This window comes from Acetobacterium wieringae, from assembly GCF_026646375.1.
Lineage (GTDB): Bacteria > Bacillota > Clostridia > Eubacteriales > Eubacteriaceae > Acetobacterium > Acetobacterium wieringae_A.
This window is the reverse complement of sequence record NZ_JAIPPU010000002.1, coordinates 1-20,664: the sequence shown is the minus strand read 5'-3', so window position 1 is coordinate 20,664 and position 20,664 is coordinate 1. Positions and strand designations below refer to the sequence as shown.

At 36.8% G+C, this 20,664-nt stretch carries 22 protein-coding genes; all 22 read left to right on the top strand.

What is annotated here, in order from left to right; translation table 11 throughout:
• Positions 1 to 201 precede the first annotated feature (201 nt).
• The 22 genes from Q7P33_RS01795 (at position 202) to Q7P33_RS01690 (ending at position 20,493) form a co-directional block, all read left to right on the top strand.
• Positions 202 to 705 carry a chemotaxis protein CheW gene (locus Q7P33_RS01795; protein ID WP_026395950.1) on the top strand — a complete coding sequence of 168 codons (504 nt, stop codon included), beginning with the start codon at positions 202 to 204 and terminating at the stop codon, positions 703 to 705.
• A gap of 14 nt (positions 706 to 719) precedes the next feature.
• Positions 720 to 1,751, top strand: a complete 1,032-nt coding sequence (locus tag Q7P33_RS01790) for a chemotaxis response regulator protein-glutamate methylesterase (RefSeq protein ID WP_303866884.1) — start codon at positions 720 to 722, stop codon at positions 1,749 to 1,751.
• Between the two features lie 287 nt (positions 1,752 to 2,038).
• A complete protein-coding gene (locus Q7P33_RS01785; RefSeq protein ID WP_303866881.1) occupies positions 2,039 to 2,344 on the top strand; it encodes a flagellar biosynthesis anti-sigma factor FlgM in 306 nt (101 codons plus the stop codon).
• 49 nt (positions 2,345 to 2,393) lie between these two features.
• Positions 2,394 to 2,891 carry a flagellar export chaperone FlgN gene (gene flgN / locus Q7P33_RS01780; protein ID WP_303866878.1) on the top strand — a complete coding sequence of 166 codons (498 nt, stop codon included), beginning with the start codon at positions 2,394 to 2,396 and terminating at the stop codon, positions 2,889 to 2,891.
• 21 nt (positions 2,892 to 2,912) lie between these two features.
• Positions 2,913 to 4,517 carry a flagellar hook-associated protein FlgK gene (gene flgK, locus Q7P33_RS01775; RefSeq protein ID WP_303866875.1) on the top strand — a complete coding sequence of 535 codons (1,605 nt, stop codon included), beginning with the start codon at positions 2,913 to 2,915 and terminating at the stop codon, positions 4,515 to 4,517.
• 56 nt (positions 4,518 to 4,573) lie between these two features.
• Complete coding sequence (locus Q7P33_RS01770; protein WP_303866872.1) at positions 4,574 to 5,590, top strand: hypothetical protein; 1,017 nt, start codon at positions 4,574 to 4,576, stop codon at positions 5,588 to 5,590.
• A gap of 22 nt (positions 5,591 to 5,612) precedes the next feature.
• Positions 5,613 to 6,218 (top strand): hypothetical protein, encoded by a 606-nt coding sequence (locus Q7P33_RS01765; RefSeq protein WP_286808296.1) that lies wholly within the window; start codon positions 5,613 to 5,615, stop codon positions 6,216 to 6,218.
• 310 nt (positions 6,219 to 6,528) lie between these two features.
• Positions 6,529 to 7,836 (top strand): flagellin, encoded by a 1,308-nt coding sequence (locus Q7P33_RS01760; RefSeq protein ID WP_303866864.1) that lies wholly within the window; start codon positions 6,529 to 6,531, stop codon positions 7,834 to 7,836.
• A 253-nt stretch (positions 7,837 to 8,089) separates the two neighbouring features.
• A complete protein-coding gene (locus Q7P33_RS01755) occupies positions 8,090 to 8,515 on the top strand; it encodes a hypothetical protein (protein ID WP_303866862.1) in 426 nt (141 codons plus the stop codon).
• Positions 8,505 to 10,355 carry a motility associated factor glycosyltransferase family protein gene (locus tag Q7P33_RS01750; RefSeq protein ID WP_303866859.1) on the top strand — a complete coding sequence of 617 codons (1,851 nt, stop codon included), beginning with the start codon at positions 8,505 to 8,507 and terminating at the stop codon, positions 10,353 to 10,355. Before Q7P33_RS01755 ends, Q7P33_RS01750 begins: the two co-directional genes overlap by 11 nt.
• Entirely contained in the window at positions 10,355 to 11,335 is a 981-nt protein-coding gene (locus tag Q7P33_RS01745) for an NAD-dependent 4,6-dehydratase LegB (protein WP_303866857.1), read from the top strand. Before Q7P33_RS01750 ends, Q7P33_RS01745 begins: the two co-directional genes overlap by 1 nt.
• A 56-nt stretch (positions 11,336 to 11,391) precedes the next feature.
• A complete protein-coding gene (locus tag Q7P33_RS01740) occupies positions 11,392 to 12,438 on the top strand; it encodes a sugar phosphate nucleotidyltransferase (RefSeq protein WP_303866855.1) in 1,047 nt (348 codons plus the stop codon).
• A complete protein-coding gene (locus Q7P33_RS01735) occupies positions 12,431 to 13,075 on the top strand; it encodes an acetyltransferase (protein ID WP_303866853.1) in 645 nt (214 codons plus the stop codon). The genes Q7P33_RS01740 and Q7P33_RS01735 overlap by 8 nt, the downstream gene beginning before the upstream one ends.
• Positions 13,072 to 14,067, top strand: coding sequence for an N-acetylneuraminate synthase (neuB, locus tag Q7P33_RS01730; protein ID WP_303866851.1), 996 nt, complete (start codon positions 13,072 to 13,074; stop codon positions 14,065 to 14,067). The genes Q7P33_RS01735 and neuB overlap by 4 nt, the downstream gene beginning before the upstream one ends.
• On the top strand, positions 14,064 to 14,657 hold the full coding sequence (locus tag Q7P33_RS01725; RefSeq protein WP_303866849.1) for an HAD family hydrolase: 594 nt from the start codon (positions 14,064 to 14,066) through the stop codon (positions 14,655 to 14,657). Before neuB ends, Q7P33_RS01725 begins: the two co-directional genes overlap by 4 nt.
• Entirely contained in the window at positions 14,638 to 15,330 is a 693-nt protein-coding gene (locus Q7P33_RS01720; RefSeq protein WP_303866847.1) for a class I SAM-dependent methyltransferase, read from the top strand. The genes Q7P33_RS01725 and Q7P33_RS01720 overlap by 20 nt, the downstream gene beginning before the upstream one ends.
• Positions 15,327 to 16,016 (top strand): TylF/MycF/NovP-related O-methyltransferase, encoded by a 690-nt coding sequence (locus tag Q7P33_RS01715; protein WP_303866845.1) that lies wholly within the window; start codon positions 15,327 to 15,329, stop codon positions 16,014 to 16,016. The genes Q7P33_RS01720 and Q7P33_RS01715 overlap by 4 nt, the downstream gene beginning before the upstream one ends.
• Before the next feature lie 12 nt (positions 16,017 to 16,028).
• Positions 16,029 to 16,961, top strand: coding sequence for an ATP-grasp domain-containing protein (locus Q7P33_RS01710; protein ID WP_303866843.1), 933 nt, complete (start codon positions 16,029 to 16,031; stop codon positions 16,959 to 16,961).
• Positions 16,958 to 18,112, top strand: a complete 1,155-nt coding sequence (gene neuC / locus Q7P33_RS01705; RefSeq protein WP_303866841.1) for a UDP-N-acetylglucosamine 2-epimerase — start codon at positions 16,958 to 16,960, stop codon at positions 18,110 to 18,112. The genes Q7P33_RS01710 and neuC overlap by 4 nt, the downstream gene beginning before the upstream one ends.
• Positions 18,113 to 18,127: 15 nt before the next feature.
• Positions 18,128 to 18,784 (top strand): PIG-L deacetylase family protein, encoded by a 657-nt coding sequence (locus tag Q7P33_RS01700; protein WP_303866840.1) that lies wholly within the window; start codon positions 18,128 to 18,130, stop codon positions 18,782 to 18,784.
• A gap of 12 nt (positions 18,785 to 18,796) precedes the next feature.
• Positions 18,797 to 19,504 (top strand): cytidylyltransferase domain-containing protein, encoded by a 708-nt coding sequence (locus Q7P33_RS01695; RefSeq protein ID WP_303866838.1) that lies wholly within the window; start codon positions 18,797 to 18,799, stop codon positions 19,502 to 19,504.
• Complete coding sequence (locus Q7P33_RS01690) at positions 19,501 to 20,493, top strand: radical SAM/SPASM domain-containing protein (protein ID WP_303866835.1); 993 nt, start codon at positions 19,501 to 19,503, stop codon at positions 20,491 to 20,493. The genes Q7P33_RS01695 and Q7P33_RS01690 overlap by 4 nt, the downstream gene beginning before the upstream one ends.
• The last annotated feature ends 171 nt before the right edge of the window (positions 20,494 to 20,664 follow it).

Below are 20,664 nucleotides of genomic sequence, written 5' to 3'. Positions count from 1 at the left end.
GAGCACCTTGTGCCCAACATTTTTTTCTTGAATATAAATTCACAGCTTCATTCACAATAAGTTTAAACGGCATTAATCAGGGTAAAAAAAGAACAAGAAATTTATAAAAGAGACGAGTAAATTAGGGTGTACCTTTTTAAGCGTTTCAAGTATAATGGTTACAATGATAACTTTAAAAAATATTTGAAGAGGAGATTTATAATGGCAGAAAATGTTGTAGATAATTACAATCTGGAAGAAGATACTCAGCACGGTCGATTTCTAACCTTTTCCTTAGAAGATGAAGTATTTGGCATTGAAATAAAATATGTAACTGAAATTATTGGAATGCAGTCAATAACTAAGGTGCCTGAAGTACCAACCTATATTAAAGGGATCATCAATCTGCGCGGGAAAATTATTCCGGTGCTTGATGTGCGGCTGCAGTTTGGAAAAGAACCGGTGGATTATAATGACCGTACCTGTATTGTGGTTATTGATATTGAAGCGGTTTCGGTGGGACTGATTGTCGATAACGTGGAAGAAGTACTGACCATTGACGATGAAGAAATTGCGCCACCGCCGTCTAATAAAACAGGGTTTGAAAATCGCTTTATGAAGGGAATCGGAAAAGCTGGCGGCAAGGTTCAATTGTTGTTGGACTGTGAACGGTTGCTTAAAAATGAAGAAATCGAAGTGATTGAAGAATTGCTCGAAGAAAAATAAGTGGAGGATCCGTGATGAGACTTAAGCAAAGAATTAAGGTGCTGATCGTAGACGATTCCCTGGTCTTTCGTGAGTCTTTATCAAGGGAAATATCGAAAGATCCTGACATTGAAGTCGTTGGGACCGCAACTGACCCTTATATGGCCAGAGATTTGATCATCAAATTAAAACCAGATGTTTTGACGCTGGATGTTGAAATGCCAAAGATGAATGGCATTGAATTTTTGAAAAAACTGATGCCTCAGTATCCCTTGCCGGTCATTGTCGTCAGCTCGGTTTCAAAAAATGTTCTGGATGCTCTGGATGCCGGGGCCGTGGAATTTGTCACCAAACCCAATGTCACCCGCCCCGGGGGGATGGCATCTTTTGTTAATGAACTGATTATCAAAATAAAAATTGCCTCCACCGCCAAGGTCGGCAATCGCAAAAGCGACTATACACCCAGCCGACCGGTGGCCAATCAGGGTATTGACACCATGAGTAAGATCATTGCCATTGGTGCCTCCACTGGCGGAACCGATGCGATCCACACGGTAATCTCCGGTCTGCCTCGAGATATGCCTCCGATTATCATTGTTCAGCACATGCCCCCGGTGTTCACCAAGCTCTATGCCGAGCGTCTGAATAATACCTGCGAACTGGAAGTTAAAGAGGCCGAGGACGGCGACGCCTTAAGACCCGGCCGGGTTCTGATCGCCCCCGGAAATTTCCAGATGCGTCTGGCCAAACGGGGTACCGGTTATATTGTTAAATGCACCCAGGAAGAAAAAGTCAGCGGACATTGTCCCTCGGTTGATGTTCTTTTCGACTCCGTGGCTGCTGTGGCCGGTAAACAGTCGGTTGGTGTCATCCTCACCGGCATGGGCCGGGACGGCGCCAATGGTCTGCTGAAGATGAAAAAAACCGGGGCGTACACTATCGGTCAGGACGAGAAATCCTCGGTGGTCTACGGCATGCCGATGGTGGCATACAACATCGGTGCGGTTGACAAACAATTACCTCTGGATCGCATTGCCGACGAAATTATCCGATTCTTATCAATATAAGACCGGTATCGATTACGGGCGAACACGGTTCGCCCCTACGAACAAAAAACACCAACGTAACCCATCATCTCGTGGGGGTGATCATTGATCGCCCCCCCCCACATCTCCTGAATCCAGACACCATCACTTAAGCGGCGGTCTGGATTTTTTCTTCATCCCGCCATCATTATTTTCTTTCTTTTGCTAAAGTTTTCTTTTATAATGACGATAAGTATAACAAGCAGAAATATCATCAAAATTCAGACAAAATTTAACAAAATAGATTATTCTATAGAGGAGGTAAAGTCATGAAAATATCAATAGGCAATAATCCCGTTGTTCAATCCAAAATCGGTCAGGATACAGCCACAGAATCAGCCCGTCGTGTTAATTCTGAAAACAAAAAAAATCCCATTGCTAAAACAGACAGTACCGACATTTCCACCAGTCGTAGTGCATCGTTTGAAGACAGTCGGGTTGCCACTGCAAAATCAGCCATTTTGTATGACGTCACCGTCAAAGATTCAGACCGTTTAAGTGAGCTTAAAGCGGCCGTTCAAAACGGTACCTATAATGTATCTACCAGTGATCTGGTCGATGCGATTTTAAAATAAGTTCCCGGCATATTGAAATAGTCGGGAACTTGATTCGAGGAGGCTTAATATGCTTGAAACAACAGAATATCAAGAAACACTCGATAGTTTTTATAACTATCTTTTCGGGGTTATTAAGCTTCATCGGGATACCATACCCAAACTCAAAGACGAATTGATGCTGATTCAGAGCAATAGCATCGATGAGCTAAACGATAACCTTAATCATCAGCAGCTATTTTTGTATCAAATTAAAACATTTGATCAGGATATTACCGCCTATATGGAAAAACTGGGTGTCAGTGGTAAAAATATTTCCGAAGTGATTAAGCAACTACCCGAAGAAGAACAGACACGATTTGAAGAATTGCTGGCCGAATTTAAAGAAACAGCCAAAGAAATTAAGTTCTATAAAGATAAATGTCAGACTCTGCTCCAGACAAAACTGCATACTGTCAATAAAAATATTGCCCAGTTTAAAGCAAAACAGGATAAAATGACGTATGGAGAAGATGGTAAAGAAGAGGGTAGTGTCAAACTTCCCAGCGCTTTCGAAAAGAGCGTTTAAAATAGATTAAGGAGAAATGATATGACCGCAACATTTGTATCATACAACATAGCCAGTCGGGCCATGGATACTAGCCAGGCTAGCATTAATATCGTGGGAAATAATATTTCCAATGTTAATACCGAAGGATACACCCGCCAACGGGTAGATATTGTGTCGGTTACCACCAGTGGAAAGGTTGAAAAATATGCAACACCAGTGGTTTCTACCGGACTTGGCTCCAAAGCGACAGGTACCACCCAGCTGCGGGATCCTTACATTGATGCCCGATACCGCAATCAGAATTCCGAAAACAACCGCTATGAAACCATGGTTAAGGGCATTGGTAATCTTGAAGATGTCTTTGATGAAGCCTCGGCCGAAGCCCTACAGGGAGAATTGTCCAGCTATATTAATGACCTTCAAAGCTTGTCACAAACGCCAACCAGCTCGGACATTGCCCAAGTGGTGAGGTCAGCTGCCGAAAAAGTCACCCAAATGCTTAACATGTATGCCAATCAATTGGATGAAATTCGTACCGAGCAAACTGAAAACCTCGAAGTTACCGTTAAGAGTGAATTTAATACCTATGTTAAAAATATTGCAGCGCTGAATGAACAGATTCAACGGGAAGAAATTTATGGCAATACACCCAATGAACTGTATGATCAGCGCAATTTGTTGATTGACAAGCTTTCAGAGGTTTCCAACGTTAAAGTAAGCATGTCTCCCGCTGATCGGATTTCGGAGAACCTCTCCATTCCGCATTATCGCATCACCATTGAAAACCCCAGCGGTGGCGAACCAATTCTAATTGTCGATAATGATAAATACGCTGAAATGAGTCTAGATGCTACAAGCGATCCCCTTGACGTGAAACTCTCGGTTGTTGATACTGCCGGTAATCTTCGAGACGATACCAACAATCTAATCAACGACGGCAAGCTTGAAGGTTATTTAAGTATTATCAACGGTAAAGGCAGTTTTGCCAGTGCAACGGAGAATGATGCCAAGGGTATTTATTATTATAATGAAAAGATTGACATTTTCGCCAAACAGTTTGCCGAAACGATGAATAAATTAAACAGTGAAATTTATGAATCGGACGGATCAGGCGGTTATGTGCTCAATGATTATAGCACCGATCCCAAGAATCTCTTTACCGACTCTTCTGGTACCTCGACGGCAAATCTGACTGCCCGAAACATACAGGTGTCAACGGCTTGGCTCAGTAACCCATCTTATATTAATACCACCCGTAATCCGGCAATTGATCCGACTCCGACTGGCTATGAAGCAACGCCAGCTGGGGCTGATAATGTACTGCGAATGATTGAAAATATGAGCAGTAAAATTGATTTTAAGGACAGTAACGGCAATATCATTTTGAATGGTACCTTTAATGAATACATGACCAGTGTGGTCAGTGAAGTGGGGACTGATGTGGAGTTATATACTAATTTCTCTAAAACTGCCACCAATGTGTTCCAGACCATTTCCGACGCCAGAGACTCAGTCTCCGGGGTTTCTCTCAATGAAGAAGGAATCAACCTTTCAGCTTTCCAGAAGATTTATGGAGCAGCGGTGCGGTATTTTAACGTACTGGATGAAAATCTCGACACGATTATTAATCGGATGGGTGTCTGATTACTGTAGAATGAGAACTAGTATAAAACGATTATAACAGGAAGGGAAGTGAAATTATGCGAATTACCTATCGAATGATGACCTCAAAATATTCAACCAACTTAAATAGTTTGTCATCAGATTTAGATAAACTAAATACCCAGGTGGCAACTGGACGAAAATACGCCAAAACTTCTGAGGATGTGTCATCGGCAGTACGGGGGTATCAGATCAGACGGAATCTGGCTAAGGTAGAGGGATATCAGGATAATATTAAACATGCCGATGGATTTCTAACCAACTCGGAAACGACATTAGGTCAGATTGAATCATCGCTGGCTGAAGCTACTGATAAAATATTGCAGGGGATGAATGGCACCCAAAGTGAAGGTGACCGAAAGATTATTGCCAGTGAACTGCGCACCATCCAAGCTCAAATGCTGGAAACTATGAACACCGAGGTAACCGGGATGTACCTGTTTGGCGGCAGCAATAATCAGAAACCATTTGAAGTTGTTGATGGAAAATTACAGTATAATGGTGTGAAACTAGATGATCTGGTTAAGGGTTCAGTTGAAGCAGAGACACTGGAAAAAGACAGCATGTATGTCGATATTGGCTTGGGCGTTAAATTTGATGATGCTACTGGCGAGGTTGACCGTAATTCAGTTTTCAATTATTCATTTCCGGGGCTGAGCTTTATGGGGATGGGAACTGATGCTTCAGTAATCACCGGAGAAGATGTTTCTAACAATCTATATGATCTGCTGGGACGGATTGCAACTGAATTTGAAAAATCAGATGGAGATTATTCTGTTGAGAAAGTCGATAGCCTTTATGGGATGTTTAAGGAAAACAGTCTAAAAACCTATCAAGCAACCACAGAAATTGGTGCAAAAACCCAGTATCTGCAATTTATGACTAGCCGTTATGAAACTCAGGATTTTAACCTACAGGAACGACAGACTCAGGTTGAAGGTGTTGATGCTGCCTATACCTATATCGCTTTTCAAAGTCAAAAGGTCGCTTATCAGGCGGCCTTACAAATGGGGCAAAGTGTGGTACAGCAGTCCGTTTTTGATTATATGTCTTAAATAAGGAAGAAAGGAGAATGCTATGGAACAGTTAATTACGATTGAAACCGTCCCAATTAAGATTGAATATGTTGAGAAGGAACCGCTGGCGTTATCATCCGTTCATGCGCAAAATCGTCAAGCTGAAAATCAGATTGAAGCGCAGCCGGTTCAGACTCTCCCAATTCGCATCAACCTTCAGGATTCCTTTGTTCCCAGTTCTACCTATAATTGGGATAACTCGACCTATACCGCAACAGCCAAGATTGGTGATGACGGCAATCTAAAACTGAATATTCAAATGGAAGATGGGGATTCCCGGGCGATCCGGTTTACCCAAGCCAACCGTAGCATTAATTCAATGGCAAGAAAAATGGAAAGCGAGCTTAATCCTGAGTACGCTAATATGGAGCTGAGCATTCCGATGGCTTCATTGCCAAGTGCGATGCCGACGGTTGACAATTTTAAAACAGAGTTTATGCCTCCTGATTTGAAGCTGGTCGTTACCCAGCGAGCCGACGTTGTTATTAAATATGTCGGTGGACCGATCTATGTACCACCCAGTGCAGACCCTAATTATAAACCGCCACTTGGGTTTGAACAGCAGCTTAATGGTTCGGTTGCACCACTTTTGGATGAAAAAGTATAGTGATAAAGAATAGAAAAACTGATCATAGTTCAAGTTTACTTAAACGCTGAGATTGGTTTTTCTTTTTTGTATTTTTATTTGAAAAAGTTCTAAACTCATAGACACAATAGCCGATAATAAATACAACAAAGAAAGATCATGTTATTAAAAAGGCCAATTAAAAATTCAAGAAAAGTATAAAAGTTTCTAAAGTTAAAGAAAACTTGGTCGATATTAATAACAAGAGCGAAAAAGCTTATAATTTGGCGGACCTTGCGTACGGAGGAAGGCCTACAAATTAAAGAATAATAAAAAAACGGAGGAAAAAACAATGAGAATCAATCATAACATTGCAGCATTAAACACTTACAATAAGTTATCTGCAAACACGGCGGCTACTTCTAAGTCATTAGAAAAATTATCTTCAGGTTTAAAAATTAACAGAGCTGGCGATAACGCAGCTGGCTTGGCAATTTCAGAAAAAATGCGTGGTCAGATTTCGGGTTTAAACACATCTTCAAGCAATGCCAGTGATGGTATTTCACTAATCCAAACTGCTGAGGGGGCTTTAAACGAAACCCATTCAATTCTTCAAAGAATGAGAGAGCTGGCTGTACAATCGTCAAATGATACTAACACCGATGCAGATCGCGGTGAAATTCAAAAAGAAATCAACCAGTTGACAAAGGAAATTGACAGAATTTCTAACGATACTGAATTTAATACACAAAAACTGTTAAATGGTGATAAAGCTATTAAAACAACAACAAGTGTTTCAGGTGTAACAAATGCTAATGTTAGTGTTGAGGCGGGAGTCGCTGGAGGCACATATAAAGTTGTGACTGATATCACTGCAGCAACCGTTACTGGAATTTCTGCTACAGGAACAGGTTTCGCAAATGCAAGTGGAACGGTACAACTTAGTGGAGGCGATCTTGGTACAACCGATTTAAAGGCAGGTACTTACACAATTACGGTAGATTCAACAGCTAAAACAGCTTCATTAACTGATGTTGATGGTAGACTAGTTGAATCAATCGATACTACAGGCACAAGCAAAGTAATAGGTGGAATTGATATTTCAGTTGGTGCTGCAACAGATGGAACACTTACTTTTACTGTTGGTACAGCTAAGAAAGAAGAAATAACAGTTACAAACGCTGCTGGAAAAGAAGTTAAAGGAATAAATGTTGAGCTAAATTATGATGCTGCTGATGCAAGTGGTTCTATTGTAGTTGATGCAAAAAATGTATTAACTTTCCAGATTGGTGCAAATACAGGTCAATCTACTACTTTAGGAATTGACAACATGAGTGCGAAAGAACTTGGTGTAGATGCATTGGATTTAACAAAACAATCCACTGCAAATAGTGCTATTACTACAATTGATGATGCTATTGCTGAAGTTTCTTCTCAAAGAGCGAAATTAGGAGCCGTTCAAAATCGATTGGAACACACCATTAACAACCTTGGCACATCAGCTGAAAACTTAAGCTCAGCTGAATCTCGTATCCGTGATGTTGATATGGCTAAAGAAATGATGGAATTTACCAAAAACAATATTCTTTCACAAGCTGCTCAATCAATGCTTGCTCAGGCAAATCAGCAACCACAGAGTGTATTACAATTATTACAATAATTGAACATAAAAAAAAACCGCCGGACGGCGGTTTTTTTTATGTTCAAAATTTTATAAGCTGTCTTTACAAAGAAAGAATTAACACGTATACTTAAAATAGAAGATTTATTATTATTAGGGTATTATTAATTGAAATTAATACGAGAATTTCTCAAGAATAGATTTGTATTGTCGATGAATAAAGAGACAAGTAAATAAACAGTTTCAAAATAGATTAAGATTGGTGAATATTGAATCAATCGAGGAGGTAGTAGTGAAAATTCAGGATAGCAAAATATTAATTAATGATATATTAATTTCATCGAATGAGTATATTCAAAATGCAAAAAAAGCGTTAAAACACTTGTCTGAAGAGTTTTACCAAGCACCAGAAAGTAAATCATGGACGGATTTGGCTGATTTTTTTGAAGGGATTCAATGGATATTGGAAACAATAAGTCGTATTGATCAAATTAGTAATTTAGAAACGATTATTTCGAATTATAAGATTTGGAATGAGTATGTTCAGAATATAAAAGGTTTAAATGAAATTGTTCGAGAATTGGATGATGCAATGAAGAATAATGACCATGTATTAATCGGCGATTTACTTCAATATGAAGTTCTGCCGATATTTGAAGGCGCCGAACATAAACTAGGTCTTTTAATGGTGCTGGGAGGACATCAACATGTTAGCTGATAATATTGTTTTAATAAAAAAAAGATATCCAGAAATTTATAAAGCTGTAAAAAACTGCGAAGAAAAGAGTTTCAAAGCCAGCTTTATAGTTGAGAAAGCCGCAGATGGCAATCAAACCTTAAAGTATTTTGCAAGCGATCGGGCTCTGTTTGTACACAGCAAATACGATCCATTGCGTGAGGCTACATCAATCATTGACAAGTTTATTGCAGATGAAGAGTTGACTTCTGATACCCATGTGCTTTTTTATGGCCTGGGCTTGGGCTATCACATCGAAGAGTTTACGAAACGCTTCACTGATATTAACTTTTCAATCTTCGAACCATCAATTGAAATTGTTAGTGCTTATCTAAATCATAAGTTATTCAAAAAGCTGTCGCTAAAAAAATTGGTTTCTTTTCATTGTGATAATAATGTTGTGGCACTTTATAATTCACTTATTCAGTCTGAAGATAAAAAATTTGTAATTTGTGTACTTCCGGTTTACCCTAAAATATTTAGCCAAGAATATGAGACCTTTTTATCTGATTATTTACAACTGGTAAAATCTCAGCGTAGTCAGCTAAGTGTAAATTATGCTTTTAAAAAACGTTGGATTATCAATAGTGTGAATAATTTCAGAACCATATTAACAACACCAAATATTTTAATGGATAATCAAGGACAATTTAAAGATAAAACGGCAATCTTAGTTTCGGCTGGTCCCTCATTGGACTATGAAATTGAAAATCTAAGGAATATTAAAAACAATAACCTAGCATTTATATTCTCAGTGGGAACTAGTATAAATACATTAATACATCATGGTATTTATCCCGATGCGATGACAACTTATGATCCTACAGAACATAACAAGCTGGTATTTAACAATATTAACGAATGCGGTATTAAGAGTATTCCGATGATTTTTGGATCAAGTGTAGCTTATGAGGTAATAGAGGAATATAAGGGTCCTAAACTACATACTATAACAACACAAGATACAGTATCTGATTATTTTTTAAAAAGAGTAGTTAATGAAAGAATAGCGAAAGTCACTGATGCTTCATCGATTGCAGTTGTAACTTTTGAGTTGTTGGTGAAGTTAGGTTTCAAGCGCATTATTTTAGTTGGTCAAAATTTATCATATGCTAATCGTAAAATATATGCAAGTGGTGTAACACATCGTTCAAATGAGGTTGATACTGAACGTTTTGAACTGAATACGGTTGAAAATGTCAATGGTGAGCTTGTTGAAACGTCTGAACATATGTTGCAAATGAAAAAGCAGCTAGAAGTATTAATCGAGAATTCTAATGTTGAGGTTTTTAATACAACTGTAGATGGGGCAAATATTAGTGGTACAAAATATGTACGTTTCTTCAATTTGATTCAAGAAAACCTAACCGAGAAAATTATGGACGGAAATGAATTTAGTATTGAGGTTCAAGAATGTTATAATAAAACTTATTTAGTACAGCAATTACAGAAATTTATATTATCATTTCAGCTTTACCAAAATCAATTGACAAACTTAAAACGGATTCTAGAAGAGCTCAAGAAAGTTACAGATGTGAAAAGAATCAACTCATTAATCAGTCAATTGGAGGTTTCAATAAAAGAACTTGAAAGAAATAGTTTCTTCAGTTATATCGCACAACCTATCAATCGTGTTGAATATGCTATTTTGGTAAATAAAGCCAATGGTATTAAAAACGAAAAAAACGTTATGATAAAATACAAGAAAATCACACAGCCGACTGAAATTTTAATCAACCATTTGCTCCAGGACATGGAATTAAACAAAAGCATTGTTTGTGTTTTGGAAAATACAATAGAAGATTATGCAAAGGTGTGCTGATGAAGAAGGTTCTTGTGACAGGTGCTGATGGTTTTATAGGTAGTCATCTGGCTGAGGAATGTGTGAAAAATGGAAAACAGGTAAAGGCGTTTGTATATTATAATTCGTTTAATTCTTGGGGATGGCTGGATACCCTACCAAATAGTATTCTGAATGAAATTGAGATTATGACAGGCGATATCCGTGATCCTAATGGTGTTCGTATAGCCATGAGAGGGATGGAAGAAGTATATCATTTGGCGGCTCTGATAGCGATCCCGTTTTCTTATCATTCTCCAGATACCTATGTGGATACGAATATTAAAGGAACACTCAACGTATTGCAGGCGGCGAGAGACCTTGATACTTCAAGAGTATTAATAACGTCAACCTCTGAAGTTTATGGAACCGCTCAATATATCCCTATTGATGAGAAACATCCCCTTCAGGGGCAGTCCCCCTATTCGGCTACAAAAATCGGTGCAGACCGCCTAGCAGAATCGTTTTACCGTAGCTTTAATACACCTGTCACGATTGTCAGACCATTTAATACCTATGGTCCACGGCAATCCGCCAGAGCTGTTATACCCACGATTATTACCCAGCTATTATCAGGTAAAGAAGTAATCAAACTTGGTTCATTGTCACCAACCCGGGATTTTAATTATGTAAAAGACACTGTAACAGGTTTTATTGAAATTGCTAAAAGAGACAAAACCATAGGTGAAGAGATCAATATTGCCACTCAACGAGAAATATCTATTGGTGACTTAGCAAGAGAGTTGATAAAGCAAATTAATCCTAATGCTAGAATTGTCTGTGAAGAAGAACGGCTTAGACCCGAAAAGAGTGAGGTTAATCGACTATTAGGTTCCAATGAAAAGATTATGCGTTTGACTGACTGGAAGCCAGCATTTTCGCTTGAGAATGGTTTGAGTGAAACCATTGTTTTTTTTCGGGAAAATATGGGTAAATATAAAACAGATATTTATAATCTTTGAAAGGTGTTTTTTGTTATTTTGAAAAGAAATACCAAAGAGTAATAAAGGATTAACTAATGAAAATTGAAGATTTTCTGATCGATGAAAATAAATCTTTGCTGGAAGCCATGTCTCAACTGGAAAATGCTGCAAGAAAAGTACTATTTGTGACAAAAAAAGGACAGTTTGTAGCAGCGCTGACAGACGGTGATGTACGTCGCTGGATTCTTAAAAAAGGAAGCTTGGATGCAAAAGTTAAAGAATTAGCAAATTACAAGCCCAAGTATTTAAATGAAAGTGAAAAGGATAAAGCAAAAGAATATCTAAAACAGAATTTTATCGAAGGTGTTCCGATCGTAGATGAGGATCACAACATCATATCCATCATAATTTGGAATGATGAAAAAGTGGAAAAAAAGAATATACTCAATATACCTGTTGTTATAATGGCTGGAGGGTTGGGAACACGACTATACCCCTACACCAAAATTCTTCCTAAACCCCTTATTCCCGTAGGTGAAATCCCCATTGTTGAACACATCATCAATCGTTTCGTGAAAAACGGGTGTAGTGAGTTTTATCTTATTCTTAATTATAAAAAGAACATGATCAAAGCATATTTTAATGATTTGGACAAAGTGTATCAGCTCAATTATATTGATGAAACTAAGCTCTTGGGTACAGGCGGTGGGCTGAGCCTATTAAAAGGAAAAATAACTTCGACTTTTATTTTATCCAATTGTGACATCCTTATAGATGAAGACTATCAGAAAATATTGAATTTTCATAAAAAACAAGGCAACTTTATTACGATGATTTGTTCTATGAAACGGATACGGATACCATATGGAGTGGTGGAAATCAGTGAGACGGGAGAGATTGAGGTGATGAAAGAAAAACCAGAAATTTCAGTATTTGTCAATACTGGCATGTATGTGGTTGATGGCCGAGTTGTTGTAGAAATTCAAGAGGATAGAGAGATGGGTTTCCCTGATATTATCGAGAAGTATCGCAATCAGGGAGAAAAAATTGGCATCTTTCCTATTAGCGAAAATTCCTGGTTGGATATGGGACAATTGGATGAGCTGGAAATCATGCGAAAAAGGCTGGAAAAGGATGAATAAAAAGTTGCTTTTGATTGGTGGAGGGGGACATTGCAAAACTATAATTGAGGCGATTAAAACTAGGAATGATTATGAAGATATTGGGATTATTGACGTTTCTGAAAATGTTGGAAAACAAATCCTATGTTGTAAAATTGTGGGAACTGATCAAGAACTGAAACAATTTTATCATAAAGGTTTTACAGATGCGTTTATTAGCCTAGGCAGCATTGGAAATCCTAATAAGCGATTAAGCTTATATAAACAGATTAAAAGCTTAGGATTTTGTCTTCCAGTAATTAGCCATTTATCGGCAAATATCAGTCAATATGCGAGTATTTCTGAAGGCAGTTTTGCTGGTAAAAATGTGATCATAAATGCAGACACGAAAATTGGAAAATGTGTTATTCTAAACACTGGCAGTATCATTGAACATGACTGTGGCATTGGTGACTTTGCGCATATAGCTCCTGGTTCTATTATTAGTGGGAATGTAACTATTGGAAAAAAGACACATATAGGTGCAGGTAGTGTCATACGACAAGATACCATTATAGGAGATCAAACAATCATTGGAATAGGTAGTGTAGTGGTAAATGATATTGAAAGCCATTGCGTTGCATTTGGGAATCCTTGTCGAAAGGTGGATAATAATTGAGTGTTTATATTATAGCGGAAGCGGGTGTTAACCACAATGGTCAGTTTGAGTTGGCAAAAAAAATGATAGAGGTAGCAAAAGCATCAGGTATCGATGCTATAAAATTTCAAACCTTTTGTGCTGAGAAATTGGTGATTGCCAAATCTCCAAAAGCAGAATATCAGGAGAAGACGACTGGAAAAGATGAAAGTCAATTGGAAATGCTAAAAAAACTGGAACTATCAAAAAATGAATTTATAGAGTTGAAACATTATTGTGATAAACTTGGTATAGAATTTTTGTCTAGTCCCTTTGACTTGGAAAGCCTTGAATTTCTACATAGCATCGGTTTAAAATACTGGAAAATTCCTTCAGGTGAGATTACAAACCTACCCTATTTAATTAAAATTGCCAGTACTAAATTACCGGTCATACTCTCTACCGGAATGGCAACTTTGAATGAAGTTAATGAAGCTGTTTATGTTCTAAAAAAAAATGGAACCGAGAAAATCTCGTTGCTACATTGCACAACCGAATACCCAACCCCCTACGAGGATGTTAATTTAAATGCGATGTTGACTATGCATAAGAAATATAATTTGCCTGTCGGTTATTCTGACCATACAATGGGAATTGAGATTCCTATTGCGGCGGTAGCAATGGGAGCGAATATTATTGAAAAACACTTTACACTAGATCGAAAGCTAGATGGACCGGATCATAAAGCCAGCCTAGAACCCGATGAGCTTAAGGCAATGGTGGAAGCCATTCGTCATGTTGAAAAAGCTTTGGGGGATGGAGCTAAGCAGCCAGCAGAATCGGAAAAGAAAAATATTAGTAACGCAAGAAAAAGTATTGTTGCTAAGAGAAAAATTACTAAAGGTGAATTGCTTACAGAAGAAAATTTGACAGTAAAACGTCCAGGAAATGGTGTATCACCAATGATGTGGTTCGAAATACTTGGAAAGAAAGCTGTAAAAAGCTTTGAAGAAGATGAGCTGATTGAGGTATGAAAAAGTGTATTTTCCTCGATAGGGATGGTACAATTAATAAATATAAGGTTCTGCTACACAATAAGAATGATCTTGAATTGGAGGAAGGAGCCGCTGAAGCAATTAAGCAAATTAATGAAAGTGAATATTTATGCATCGTTGTAACAAATCAATCAATTGTTGCCAGAAATATATGTACCTATGAAGAAGCTATTGCGATCAATGAGCATCTTAAAAAACTGCTTTTTGATGCTAATGGCTCTTATTTGGATGCAGTTTATATGTGTCCTCACCATCCTGATCGAGGTTACCCAGAGGAGAATAAAAAGTTCAAAATTGAATGTGAGTGTCGAAAGCCGAAAATTGGGATGGTAATGGAAGCACAAAAAGAATATAACATTGATTTAAATAAATCCTATCTGGTTGGGGATACAACAATTGATATAATGACTGGCAAGAATGCTGGGTTAAAGACAATACTTTTAAATACGGGTTTAAAAGGAAAAGATCATAACTACGATGTTGAACCAGATGGATATGCAGAAAATTTATGTGATGCAGTTGAATTAATTCTAAAGAGGGGACTAACTAATGGATACAAAGAAAAATGAGTGGAATAATTCTTATGCAAATAAAGATAATTATGTTTTTTATCCACATGAGGAGATAATAAGATTTGTTTCTAAGTATATCAAAAAACGGGTAGGTGTTTCTGACTTTAAGCCGATCATAGAAGAAAAAAAGGGTCTAGATATGGGATGTGGTATTGGCCGACATATTATCTATTTGGATGAGATGGAGTTGGAACCATATGGAATTGATATTTCAGATTATGCAATAGAATATGCGAAAAAATGGTTCTATCATGAAAATAAAATGCATTTGATCGATAGATTAACGGTAGGATCGGTTGAACAATTTCCATATGAAGATAATAGTTTTGATTTTGTAATTTCACATGGAGTTTTGGATAGTATGGAATTCAATACTGCTATAATAGGCGTACGGGAAGTATTTCGAGTTTTAAAAAAAGGCTGCTATTTTTATTTTGATGTTGTTTCAGGTAATGATTTTAATCATTATCGTGAATATGCAGGAGAAGAACTAGTAAAAAGTGAGCATGAAAAAAATACGATTCAATCTTATTTTAACTATGAAAAAATAAAAAAACTCTTAGGTGATAACTTTGAAATTATCGAATGTATATTGATACAAAGAGAGTCAGTAATAAATCAAATAAAAAACTCACGGTATCATATTATTGCGAAGAAGAGGGAATTATGAATCAACAAGGTAGTATAACAAAAGAACAGTTAAATAACTTTGAAAAATATGTTAGAAGACAAGATTTAGCTCGATTTATGGCAAGATATGAGCTGTTTAAAATGATTCGACAAACCAAAGGTTCAATTATTGAATGTGGTGTTCATCAAGGTGGGGGATTAATGGGTTGGGCAAAAATATCTTCAAACTTGGAACCATATGCCATCCATAGAAAAATCATTGGCTTTGATACTTTCGAAGGTTTCGTAGAAATAAACAAAGAAGATGAGTCAGCGTTTGAGAATATTAGCCTTGTAAAGGGCGGGTTTTCGTGTGAATATGATGTTTTTTCAGAATTAGAAGGTCTAATAAAAGAATATGATAATAACAGATTTTTAAATCAGTTTTCAAAAGTTGAATTAGTTAAAGGTGATGCAGTCAACACAATACCGGATTATATAAATAAAAATCAGCATTTGATTGTAGCACTTCTATTTTTAGATTTCGATTTATACGAGCCTACAAAAACTGCTTTAGAGCACTTTTCTTCGAGAATACCTAAAGGTGGTATTCTTGCTTTTGACGAGATAAATAATCAATTTTGGCCGGGAGAAACGGTAGCATTATTAGAAAGATATAATGATTTAAATCAGTTAGAGATTAAAAAATTTGATTTTGATCCGAATATCGCTTACATTCAGTTTTAACGGAGTTTAAAAATGAAAATTTTGGTAGAAGGTATAGGAAGTATGGTTTTTGGTTCGCAATTGAAGTATTATCGTGAACTAGATTGGGAGCTGGTAGGAATAGATATAACTGGTTATTCTTTTGGTTTATATCAAGTTGATAGAGCATTCATTGTTCCAAAATACGATGAAGAAGAATGTTGGGGTAAGATTGAAGAAATACTTCAAAAAGAAAAGATTAAGTTAGTTTTTCCTACGGTTAATGAGGGTTTATTAAATTGGAGTCGTCATAAAGAACAATACAAAAGGGATTTTAATACTTATGTAATGATTTCGGACGAGAATGTTATTAATGTTTGTGTTGATAAATGGAAAACCTATCAGTTTTTCAAAGAAATTGGTATACCCACACCAACAACATCTTTGAGTTTAGACTATGAATTAGTTAAGCCCCGTATTGGCAGAGGCAGCGCCGGGATTAGCTTTAAACGCGAAATAGATGCGGCTTCTTTCAAAATGGAAGGGCATATTTCACAAGAGTTTATTGAAGGTGAAGAGTATACAATTGATGTGCTATGTGATCTTAATTCCAAACCGATTTACATCATACCAAGAAAACGTCTAGAAACTGAATCTGGGGTTTCGGTTATGGGTGTAACAATAAACGATCAGGAAATTATAGAGCTTACAAAAGTAATTATTAAGGAGCTTAAACCAATCGGAATCATCAATATTCAGTGCTTTAAAAATGAACAGGGGATTAAGTTTATTGAAATAAATCCCCGATTGGCAGGTGGGTGCTCATTATCATTTGCATCTTCTGATAATTGGTTTAGTGCTGTTGAGTGCTTCTACAAAAAAATCGAATATCAAAGCAAAGAAGTTATTTACAACAACTGCATGTTTAGGTATTTTAATGATTTAATTATAAATAAAAATCAATTATTACCTTCAGGTGAGTTATGAAAAAGATTTTAGCAGTTACGGGCATAAGATCCGAATATTTTATTTTACAACCAGTGTTTGATGAAATTCTAGAAAGAAAAGAGTTATCATTAAAGGTGGTTGCTACAGGTACACATTTATCACCATTGCATGGTGAGACATATAAAATAATCGAAAGAGATGGCTATGATATCATTAAACTGGAGTCTTTATTGGCAACAGATAGCCTTTCTGGGCGGTGCAAGTCATTGGGTATCCAGTTGATGGGTCTGGTCGATATTATTAATCGAGAAAAACCGGATTGGTTGCTGGTATTGGGGGACAGGGAAGAGAGCTTGGCGGTTGCAACTGCAGGCGCTTATCTAAACATACCAGTGGCACATATTTTTGGTGGGGATCGTGTTGTCGGCAATGTCGACGATTCAGTACGTCATGCTGTTACGAAGCTTGCGCACCTCCATTTTCCCGCAACCAAAGAAAATGGAGAACGAATTCTTAGGTTGGGGGAAGAAAAATGGCGGGTTCATGTGACGGGGAATCCTGCGTTAGATTCAATCCGCAAACAACCCGAATTGACGCTTGAAGAAATAAATGATCGCATTGGGACAAATTTAAAACCTGATAAGCCGTTTATTCTATTAATTAATCACTCATTAAGTTCGGAATATAAGTCATCTCAACAGCAAATGGCAACGATATTGGAAGCGGTAGCTAGTTTAGGCATTGAAACAATTATTATTTACCCAAACTCCGATGCCGGTAGCACTGCAATAATTGATGAGATTGAAAATTGTGCAAATAAAACGCCATTTTTTCATGCATTTAAAACATTACCAAGAGAAGTGTTTGTAAACCTACAAAGAAAAGCAGCCTTATTATTAGGAAATTCGAGTAGTGGTATACTTGAAGCGCCATTTTTAAAACTGCCAGTTGTGAATGTAGGAAATAGGCAGAAGCAGCGACAACATGCAGAAAACATTATTTTTGTTGAATGTGAAAGAGTAAAAATTATAGCTGCAATAAACAAAGCTTTATACGATCAAAGTTTTTTAGATATCTGCAAAAACTGCAAAAATCCATATGGTGATGGTTTTTCTGGCGAGAGAATTGCCCGGATTATTGCAGAAACTGAAATCAATGATAAACTAATTAATAAGCAGATTGTTTATTAATGGAAGAGAGACCTAATGGAAAGAGTATTAATTGTTTCCCCACATCCGGATGATGAAACGCTTGGCGCAGGAGGGTATCTCTTAAAACAGAAAAAATTCAGAAATGAAGTTTTCGTCTTGAATATGACCCACATCAGTGAGGAGTATGGCTATAGTTATGAACGAGTTCGGATAAGAAACAATGAAATCGAAAGGATGTGTGAAGCATATAAGCTCGACGATTACTTTAATCTGAGTCTTAAACCGGCTGGATTAGATAGATATGATGAAAGTGAAATAATTCAAAAAATCAGTTGCGTTATTAAGAAAGTTAAACCTACAATTGTCGTTTTACCTTTTTTTTCAGATGTACATTCAGATCATCGGATAACTTTCAATTTATGTTATTCATGTACAAAAACCTTTCGCTATCCATTTATAAAAAAAATCATGATGATGGAAATTGTCTCTGAAACAGAATATGCTTTGCAAACTTTCAATCCAAATTATTTTGTTGATGTTACTGAATATATTGAGCAAAAAATTCAAGTTCTAAACTATTTTGAAAGTGAAGTTGGCACCCATCCTTTTCCAAGAAGTGAAGAAACTATTCGTGCAAATAGTATGGTTAGAGGAGCAATGGCTGGTGTAAAATATGCAGAAGCCTTTATAATTTTAAAAAGTATTGATTAAGGGAGGCTTGGCATGAATAGACTAATCGGAATTATACCAGCTAGAAGTGGATCAAAGGGACTTATTGATAAAAATATTAAAACATTGATTGGTAAACCTTTAATGGCTTATACAATAGAAACAGCATTAAAAAGCGAGGTTTTTGACAAGCTTATTGTTTCTACTGATAGTCAGGAATATGCGGAGATAGCCAGGTTTTATGGAGCAGAAGTCCCTTTTTTAAGACCAAAGGATTTGTCAGGTGATGAAGCTACTACAAATGATGTTATTGTAGATGTTATAGAAAGACTTGAAGAGTGTGGTGAGAAGTTTGATTCATTGATGATACTTCAGCCAACTTCACCGCTTCGGAAGATCGAAGATATTGTGAGTTCAATTAATTTGTTGAATGAAAAATCAGCGAATGCAGTAATCAGTTTATGTGAAATGGATCATTCGCCGCTATATGCCGGTTTTGTTCCAGAAGATTTGCGAATTGATGGTTTTATAAAGAAAAAGATTAGTTCCAGAAGACAGGATCTTCCTAAATATTATCATCCTAATGGCGCAATTTATTTAGCGAAGGTTGATTATTTTATGGAATATCGGGATTTATATCAAGATAAATGTTATGCTTATATTATGGATAAAAGAAGATCGGTTGATATTGATGATCAATTTGATTTTGAGTTCGTTGAGTTTATTATGAAAAATTCAATCAAAGGAGAAGTGAGAGAATGAATGTTATTGTAAATCCAACATATCATGAGGTTAATAATGATGTTGGAAAAAGTTGGGAGGAGAAACAGAGTGAGCGTTACAAAGAATACCGGAGGAAATGGGTGAATAACCCACAATACTTTATTTTAGAAGATGCACCACTTCATCTGGATATTGAAACATCTAGTGCATGTAATTTGAAATGTCCAATGTGTCCAAGAACAATAATGATCCAAGATATGTCATCTGACTTCAAACCATGCAATATGGAATTGGAGACATATAAACGTATTATCGATGAAGCAGCTGAAATCGGGGTTTATTCGATAAAATTAAACTGGCGTGGGGAACCGCTAATTCATAAAGATATCATAGAAATGGTTCGTTACGCCAAAGAAAAAGGAATTGTAGATGTGATGTTTAATACAAATGCAGTATTATTAAATAATCAAATATCAAAAGAACTGATTGAGGCAGGTTTAGATAAACTTTTCTTCTCTTTTGATTCTCCCCATAGAGACAAGTATGAAGAGATTAGAGTAGGCGCTGAGTATGATACGACGTTGGAAAACATCAAAAATTTTATGAGAATTAGGGAGGAATTTGGTAGCGCCAATCCGCTGACACGTGTTTCTATGGTTAGAATGGAAAGTAATGAGGATGAGTACGATGAATTTATAAAGTTGTTTAAAGATATTGTTGATGTTGTCGCATATGTTGAATATAATGAACCAGTGCGCACAGACATAAAAGTCTACAATCCAGAATTTGCTTGTAGTCAACTTTGGCAAAGGATGTTTATTGCAGCTGAAGGCGATGTGCTTGTATGTTGTCTAGATAGTGAAAAGGATTTTATCGTTGGTAATATTCATGAAGATACACTCAAAGGCATATGGAAAAATGAAAAATATAATAGAATTAGAGAATTGCATAAAAACGGACAATATAATCAAATTAAAATGTGTGCAAAATGCAGCATACCCGAAAGAAAAGAAAGTGGAACGGTTTAGGGAAATGATAGGTGCCTGAAGGGATTCTTAACTTCGCAGCAAAAAATCTACCCAACGTGGATGCCTTATTTGAAGCCTATCATTGCTATGTGAGTGAAAAGACTGATGATTACAACGTAAGCGCTTAAATACAAGGTGCCACAAAAAATAAAAAAGAACCGGCGCTAGCAG